Raw genomic sequence first — 7,833 nt, 5'->3', positions numbered from 1 at the left:
CCTCGACGTGGGCGCCGACAGTTCCACAGAACGGACAGTGAATGGTTGGGCCTTGTGTGTCCTCTCTGATCAGCAGAAACCCTTTCTCGCATTGGTGACATTGCCATTTTTCCAGCAACCGCATCGCCTCCAATAGAAAAACCGCCCGTATAAACGAGCGGCTGCTTTGCGCCGGGTGACCCCTTCCCATTTCGGACTCAAACCGCGAATCACTTACCAGGTTGTCGACCCCTACGACCGTTTCCGGTGGATTCGTAAACCTTATGGTACTCAGGCGCATTTTTGATGATGCAGACAAGGATTTGTACCTTGCATGAGCCTTTTGTGGTGGCCTTATTTTCTTGACAAGTGACCGGGTCTTAGCCAGCCTTTCACTTAACGTCAAGATTCAAAAGTTTGCCATTCCCTCGCGGTATCAAGTAACTGCGCACATTACCTGATTCAAAGAATGACCGCGCGTCTACCTATTTCGCCACTGCATCATGTCTATATGCCGGTCTCCCGCATCCCCAACTCCCGGCTTGTCCGTCGTCCCATAACGGAGTCCCCATATAAGCACGGCAGGTGATCTGGCACTCACCAGGCCCGTCATGCGCTGATTCGAGGGGCACCTGCAACCCACAAACTGTACCCAAGCCCGCCCCGCTATCCGGATTCCCCATGCGGTTTTGCAATCCATTCCCATCGCCAGGGCAACAACAACGATTTTCGGCTCGTGACACCTACTTCAACCGCGCAAAAGCTGTATGAAAGGCCCGCGGCTGCGCAGTCCCTTCAGGAAGGAAATCGTCATAAAAAAACCGTCCTGAGGCGGCTTTGATTTGATTTCCATGCTATAACTATACACCGGAAAAAGTCTCTCATCCTTTGAAGTCACTTTGTTTTCCCTTATTTATTTCCTTGACACTTTTGTTTTGATGATCGTATCAAGCCCAGTTGCAGCATCCTCCTGCATGTTTGGCATCAGGTGCCCGTACGTGTCCATGGTGATCGAAACGGAGGAATGACCGAGACGTTCAGATATGACTTTGATATGGACGCCCTGTTTGATCAGAAGGCTTGCATGCGTGTGCCGGAGATCGTGGAATGTAATCTTCGGCGCACCGGTCTTTTTAAGAAAGCTGTTCCAAACCTTCTGTATCGCTCTTTGTGTGACCGGGCCGCCAAACTGCGTGCAGACAACCAAATCGTTGTTCTGATAGGCCGGACCAAGGGCAACACGTTCCTCCATGATCATTTTGCGGTGTTCTTTTAGCACTTCAACCGTTTCCGGAGAGATGGCTACAGATCGAACGCTCTTTTTCGTCTTGGCACCCGCCTTGATCTCTCTGTGCCGGTTCACGGTCTGCTGAATGGTCAGATTACGTTTTTCAAAATCAATGTCGGACCAGCGTAAGCCTAGAATCTCTCCCTGCCGCATGCCGGTCATGACGGCCAAGTAAACCGCAATCCAGTAACGGCTGGCATACTTGGTCTTTTCCAGAAACTCGCTCACAAAATCCGGATCCCAGACAACCAGTTCCCTCCGTCTCGTTACCTGGGGTTTCTCAACCTTGTTCGCCACGTTTTTAGGTACAAGGTCTTTCATCTCAGCTGCATTCAGGGCGGCGTTCACTACCGAGAAGATCCGTTTCATTGTTGCAGCAGACAGACCCTTCTCATGCAGAGAATCAAGGAACATTTCAATGTCGTGCGCTGTCAGTTTAGCCAACGGTATATGGCCGAGTGCCGGAACGATGTGGGTCCTCATGTAGGATTCGTACAGCTCCAGCGTCTGTTCTCCTAGGTTGCGCTTGGTCTTAATCCAGTCCTGCAGGTAGTCTCGAAAAAGCATCTTACTCGGCTCGATGTATTCGCCTTTTTGATATGCTGCCATGGCCTCAATCATGGCTTTCTCGGCTTCTTTTTTTGTTTTGAACCCGCGCTTCGTGATCTTTTTCCGTTTCCCGTTCACGATCTCGCCGGTGTAAAACTGGTAGAACCATTTCTTATCACCTTTTGCCTTCTCGTTTTTATAAACCGGCATATGTATCTCCCTCCGCCATCAAATCGCGTGTCCTGTGCTGAATGGTCTTGCTCTGAGTGTCGTCGGTGCATACGGATCAGGCTCGACTATCCAGCGTTGATTTTTGTGCTCCATGAAGTACGTGTCTCTGTAGCTGTCGTACTGCACTACACGGATGACTGATCTCAAGAGGCGCGGAACAAAGATCCTACATTTCTTCCCTTTGTGCTGCTCCATGAACTCAACCTCCATTAGCATCAAATTAGCATCAAAATCGCATTTTCGAATAAAAAAAGCGGTAGAAAACCATTATTTAATAAGGATTCTACCACTATAGGCGCTACCCTTCAATAGTAATAACGTATTTCATTGATATTTTTTTTACTTGATCGATAACAGCTTCGAATCGTTGGTATTACTAGGCTCGTCCCGTATTGTGATATTTTTACAAGTCGCTCTGAATCTCAAATTATCGGATTTTTAGCATCATAAATAGCATCAAAAAAGCAGGACTACGCATCCTGCTTTTTGCCAAAAAACCAATCCAAGAAACTCTTCTTCGGTATCTTAATCCTGCGACCCACGCGCACAACATGGAACTGTCCAGAGTTGGCGAGGTCATACGCCTGAACCTGACCGACTCCTAGGAACTGCTGGATGTGCTTTACCTCCAAGACTTCCGGCAAGTCATCGCTCCTGACTTCATTTTTCACGTTGATCACCTCTCCTTTTTATTCGTATTTAAGATTCAGCACGTCCTATTACTCCTAGTTTTCTGACTTCACCACCTGAATGTCGAGTGCTAACGCTATCTTGTAAAACGCCTTCCACTTGATCTTGTAGTAAGTAAACTCACTGATTGGCGGGTTGAATCGCTGGTTGTAAATGTTGTAATCCGTGATGTATTCGCTGTCGGCTCCCATGTACCGTTCTTCAATCAGGAATCTCTCCATCCTTGGCAGACGCTTCACAGCACGCTCTACGCGCTCGCAGTAGGCTTTGCGTTTTTCCTGCTCGTCAACATTGTAAACGGCAATCCCGGCTGTCTGGTCGCTTATCTTGTTCGTCCTGCCGCCTTCTCGCGCCTCGTAGCTGGCTGTGGTTGCTGCTTCGCGTTCCTCGAAGATCAGGTATTTGTAGAGCCGGTATTTACTCAGCGCTGCCTCAACGGCCTTCTGTGTTTTCTTCCTATCCAGTTCCGGCAGGAAGTCATCCCCAAAACTCAGTTGCTGCATGGTGTCCCTCCCTTATGGTGGGGATTGCCCCGGACGGGCCGGGGCTTGTCTCTTCTAAAACGGTAGATCGTCGTCTGATGTGGGCCAAGTCTCATTTTCGGCTGCCGCCTGCAACGCATCTTCCTGGACGTTTTTCTTCTGGCGTCCACGGCGTTTTCGTTCCTGCTCAAGATCGGCGACTTTCTCGGGCACTTCGTCAGGCAGATCGTCCTCTTCTTTGGCTGCAGCTACATCGTCCAGACTCAACTGGTCGGAATCTACATCCACTGTGCCGTCACCATTAACCTTGTACTCCAGCCCTTCGTGGTCTTCCTCGTAAAACTCTTCGATGCTCATCTGTGACGGCTGCACGGTCATCTTTACATTGCGGCCGGCGAATTTGTACAACTCTTGCGCCTTTTCTTCGGAGTCACCTTTGATGGCAAACTTCATGACCGTCTTTTTGCTGTCGCGCTGGATATTCATAAACTCAGCGGTCGTTTCACCAGCAGCGCATCCTTCAATTTCAAACACGATGATGCTGCCAGCCAACTGATAGAGCTGGTTTGCGGCATTTTCACCGTCGTTCCCCTTGATCTCGAATTTCAAAACCTCTTTCTTGTCGTCCTTCTGCTGCATTTTGAAGAATACGTTCAATTCGGTTTTCATGGAATATTCTCTCCCTTGGATTTTATAATCAACTTCTGAGCCATTCTCCGCCTTTTCTAGCGGCTATACGCTCACTTTGGACTCGATGTACTGCTCAATCCGTAGAATGTCCTGACAAAGCTCTGATAAGGTCTGCGCGGTTGATTCCATCACCTTCATTTTGACCAGGTGTTTTACGGCTTGTCCGATATTCGAGAAGTAGCCATGCACTTTGTACAGTTCACGCTGGTGACTGTCTTGCTTGCCGGTATACTCCTTGACGATAAACTGCAGGCCGTCAGATTCGAGAAACAGATTTTCTTCTATTTGAACTTTCATTACTTCACCTCATTTCTTTTCTCCAGACAAAAGGCTTGCCTGGTATGCGGCAACTAGCATGGTTGCTTCCAGAGTCTCTCAAAGCGGCCTCGACTTGGTCAAACTGATGAGTCTCCACAAAATTACTCCTCAAAAGAAATATCGTGTTAAATCATCATCTGTCTAATCGCGCTCATCGCATCCTCTGCTGGCATGTCCTCCGAGAATATACCGTCCACATTATCCAAATTGATACGCATTGGTGTTTTCTGTCCCTTTGCACCTTTCCACTCAACTTCAATCAATTGCCCAAATCCGTTTCTGGTAAGCGATAAGCTTTCAACCACAAATTCTTGAATTGCGCCACTGCTGAAAACGATTGTGATCTTCTTCATCCGTTTCAACTCCTCCTCACAATTTCTCTTTTGTTAAATTACTCTCCAATATCCCACCAGTCTTTATATTCGGGCAGTGTACTTTTCAATGTCTCAATGATGTACGGAACTGGATCGCTGGTCGAACGAATGTGAATGTCAACCTTCTCTAAGGCTTCACGAAAACGTCTGGCTTCTTTTTCCGCCGCAACCGCCAGCTTAATCCAGTGCGGCAGCGCTTCGCGGGCCTCGGAGATGAAATGCAAATTATTTTCGGTTGTACCAACAACCACTCCCTTCGCTAGTTGAACAAAATCGCCATTCTTTCTCTGTACTTGCCACGGCCCCGGTGTAGCCGCCTCGCACATTGCCAAGTCTTTTTCCGCGTCACGCATTACTTATCACTCCTTTTGCCATCAAGAAAACTAAGCTTACTGCATGTGGTGCAGTAGTAAATGCGTAGTTTGTAGAGTGATCGATCTGATACTCCCCGTCGTCAAAGCTATATGCACCTCCGTAATATCCGCCGTTAAGTCCGTGGGAAAACTCCAGGCGAATCCCTTGCTTTTTCGCTTCTTCCACAAGCACGCCCATGCCTTCCCAGGTGGTGGAGAAGTGTGGAACTTCTTGCATTGTACCTTCCTGATCGGGAAACCACATTAACTTCCCGCCGATGAACTCCACTTCGTCCTCGGTTAATGCTTCCGCCACTTTCGCATCCAACTCACGTCCTGCTTGCATCATTGACCACCTCCAGCAGTTCAGGCTTATCGTAAACGTTACCGACGATTTCACACTGTTCAAAGTTCATTTCTGATGCCGTGAATAAGTCGCCATCGTACTCAAACATCCACGCACAATCATCTTGACTCCATACGACTACATGAGCGTATTTCTCGTCAAATGATAAACTTTCAAGCAGTATGTCTGATTCATAAATCTCCTTGCCGTTCTTGTCGAGGAGGCCGGTGTATCGTCGTAGGGTGCATCGTTCAAACGGACAATCTGCGTTAGGCGCTCCCCTCAGTACCTCAAACTTTTCCGCATCATTCTGACAACTGGACAAATCATAATATTCGATGCGCTTTTCCAACAAATCAATCGCTGCAACATCAACCATTTCCTTTTCTTCATGCAGCCACGCCTGGTACTTGATCTCACATCCTGCTTGCATCCCGTTCCCCTCCCCAATTCCAGAGTCCTTGCTGGCCCTTGGCTGGCACAGGTTCGATCTGTTTTACTTCTGCCATTTCCCAAGCGTACCGTCCAGGTGCAAACCATCCAAAGGAATCTTCTCGGAGGCTGACTCGTTTCGTTGCTCCGCCTTCCCCATTGAACAGAACAGGCATTCCGCTTTCGTAATCTTGTCCAATTGACCAGCAATAAGTAAGGTTTGCAAAAGCAACCACCGCGCCGGTTGGCAAGTCTTCCGGAAGATGATAACCATGTTCCCACAACGTCGAGGCAATCTTTGGATTTTTGCAGGCTTCCCGATCAATGTATTTCCCCGCATGTATCACCAGCGGCCCGCGATAACTCGTCTGCCATCCGCGCGTTTCAAAGCGTTTTTCACCGAGGGCGATCAGAGTCGCCCACGGCTGGTGTATTGTTATGGCTTTCAATCCGTTCCCTCCGTCTCTTTTCAAACTCGGCATTTGTCCAAAAAGTCAGCTCTTCAAGGTAAAATGCTTGGTGACAATGTGGGCATGTCGGCAGCATCTTCCGACCCCGGTATTGCTGTTCGAGCCTTTTGATAACTCGTAAGTGTGGTTTGTAACTGCGTATTTCTCGCGCTTGTTCGAGCAGACCTTTGATTTGGTCGCGTAGTTTCTCCGGCCTGGTTGCTAACTCAAGGATTGCATCGTAGGGGTCCACCCAAGCACCGCATGTACCGCAGTAGACTGCCCTGTTTTGCGGATCGACGACGAATTTTTTCTCGGTGCATTGGCATCGTTTATTGATGTTCCGATTGATACGTAGGACGTCTATGTCTACGATCTTATCCGGAAGCTTGTCCATCCATATCCCTCCCCACTGGGCACACACGTAATGTTTTGTTAAATCACCTTATTAATGTCCAGACAGCGACACTCCAAAAGGTCATGAAGATAAACCCGGCTGCAAAATCTATTAAGTTCGATTTATTTTTCACTTGTTACTCGCCCCCACCAGAAGCCGAATGTATAAGCGAGAAGCAGACACGCTATATAGAACATCGCTTCACCCCGTTTAACTCTTCGTGTGGTTTGTTAAGCATAACCACCAGGAATACCACGAAGGCATTTTTGGCAAGTTACGTTCGTCCGCCCGGAGTGTGGCAACCTGTTTTTTCGGACACCCACTTTCCGCCCGCAAATCGTTTTACCTTCCTCAATGACGGCGTGGACGGCGTGCGTAGATCCGATTTTAAACAACCCCAGTAATTTCATCTTCTCGGCCCCCTTTCCACAATTACCGTAGTGTTAAATCACTCCGACCACCAAGCGATGCAAGGAAACTCTTTTACATCATGAACCCACTCTCTTACGGTTGTAGTTTCGTATCCTACACCACTCCTGGAATCCACTTGAACCGGTTTGTCCATCGGATACTCGTCCACTTCATACTCAGCAAACTCTTCCTCACTTATACCGGTATACTGCTTATACCAAGCGATCACAGATTCTTTGTCGTACCCAACCACAACCTCATACCGATCAGGACCGATAGCGAAAGCTTTTAAATCCTTTGTTCTTTCGTTGACGATGGAATCAAGCCAATTGTTTATGTCTTCGCTTAATTGCTTGTTGGATGTAGCTTCTGCATATTTCCTCAGTGCTGCGAGGGCTGCACCGTCTTTATCTGGCCGTAGAACAAAGCAGCCGTCCACCAGTTCACCGTTCTCCTTCTTACGAACCTCGTACTTCACATACAAACCTTTGTTTTCCATCGTTCTTTCCTCCCCAGATTTCTTGGTAACATTCCCAGCAGCATTTCAATGTGTTGCCGTTTAGCTTATTCCGCATCTGTACGGCAGCGCTGTTTTTGCCGCACAGATCGCACAATATTCTGCCGCATTCGCAGGTTTTAGCCATGCCTTACCTCCCTACACATTGTGATAAGAAGAATATTTGGATCGCAAACCTAAACAACCTGACATATGATATAATTTTCCAAAAACCTAGAGAGGCGAATCTCATGTTAGATTTTCTTATTTATGCCAATTTTGTAGTCAGTGTTGTAACTTTAATTTATGTGATTAAGACTAGAAAACATTAACTCCTCCTTATCTCCC

The 7,833-nt window shown here is 47.8% G+C and carries 11 protein-coding genes; all 11 read right to left on the bottom strand.

The features are described from left to right. Positions 1–892 precede the first annotated feature (892 nt). The 11 genes from HGBM_RS24030 to HGBM_RS31230 all read right to left on the bottom strand — a co-directional run bounded on the left by HGBM_RS24030 (position 893) and on the right by HGBM_RS31230 (position 7,488). Positions 893–2,026, bottom strand: coding sequence for a site-specific integrase (locus HGBM_RS24030; protein ID WP_019123627.1), 1,134 nt, complete (start codon positions 2,024–2,026; stop codon positions 893–895). A gap of 491 nt (positions 2,027–2,517) precedes the next feature. Then, entirely contained in the window at positions 2,518–2,718 is a 201-nt protein-coding gene (locus HGBM_RS24020) for a helix-turn-helix domain-containing protein (protein ID WP_019123625.1), read from the bottom strand. A gap of 54 nt (positions 2,719–2,772) precedes the next feature. After that, positions 2,773–3,240 carry an ArpU family phage packaging/lysis transcriptional regulator gene (locus HGBM_RS24015; RefSeq protein WP_019123624.1) on the bottom strand — a complete coding sequence of 156 codons (468 nt, stop codon included), beginning with the start codon at positions 3,238–3,240 and terminating at the stop codon, positions 2,773–2,775. A 54-nt stretch (positions 3,241–3,294) separates the two neighbouring features. Then, the gene (locus tag HGBM_RS24010) at positions 3,295–3,888 is read right to left on the bottom strand and encodes a hypothetical protein (protein ID WP_019123623.1); all 594 of its coding nucleotides are present in this window, start codon (positions 3,886–3,888) and stop codon (positions 3,295–3,297) included. A 63-nt stretch (positions 3,889–3,951) separates the two neighbouring features. Then, entirely contained in the window at positions 3,952–4,206 is a 255-nt protein-coding gene (locus HGBM_RS28430) for a hypothetical protein (protein WP_019123622.1), read from the bottom strand. A 146-nt stretch (positions 4,207–4,352) separates the two neighbouring features. Continuing rightward, positions 4,353–4,580, bottom strand: a complete 228-nt coding sequence (locus HGBM_RS28425; protein ID WP_019123621.1) for a hypothetical protein — start codon at positions 4,578–4,580, stop codon at positions 4,353–4,355. A 38-nt stretch (positions 4,581–4,618) separates the two neighbouring features. After that, positions 4,619–4,954 carry a hypothetical protein gene (locus HGBM_RS23995; protein WP_019123620.1) on the bottom strand — a complete coding sequence of 112 codons (336 nt, stop codon included), beginning with the start codon at positions 4,952–4,954 and terminating at the stop codon, positions 4,619–4,621. Beyond that, positions 4,947–5,303 (bottom strand): hypothetical protein, encoded by a 357-nt coding sequence (locus HGBM_RS23990; RefSeq protein ID WP_245553063.1) that lies wholly within the window; start codon positions 5,301–5,303, stop codon positions 4,947–4,949. Before HGBM_RS23990 ends, HGBM_RS23995 begins: the two co-directional genes overlap by 8 nt. After that, positions 5,284–5,733 (bottom strand): YopX family protein, encoded by a 450-nt coding sequence (locus HGBM_RS28415; RefSeq protein WP_019123618.1) that lies wholly within the window; start codon positions 5,731–5,733, stop codon positions 5,284–5,286. The genes HGBM_RS23990 and HGBM_RS28415 overlap by 20 nt, the downstream gene beginning before the upstream one ends. After that, positions 5,717–6,181 (bottom strand): ASCH domain-containing protein, encoded by a 465-nt coding sequence (locus HGBM_RS23980; protein ID WP_019123617.1) that lies wholly within the window; start codon positions 6,179–6,181, stop codon positions 5,717–5,719. Before HGBM_RS23980 ends, HGBM_RS28415 begins: the two co-directional genes overlap by 17 nt. A gap of 845 nt (positions 6,182–7,026) precedes the next feature. Then, entirely contained in the window at positions 7,027–7,488 is a 462-nt protein-coding gene (locus HGBM_RS31230; protein ID WP_019123615.1) for a hypothetical protein, read from the bottom strand. Positions 7,489–7,833 lie beyond the last annotated feature (345 nt).

The sequence above is a fragment of the Brevibacillus massiliensis genome, from assembly GCF_000311785.1.
Lineage (GTDB): Bacteria > Bacillota > Bacilli > Brevibacillales > Brevibacillaceae > Brevibacillus_C > Brevibacillus_C massiliensis.
This window is presented reverse-complemented; position numbering and strand designations above follow the sequence as displayed.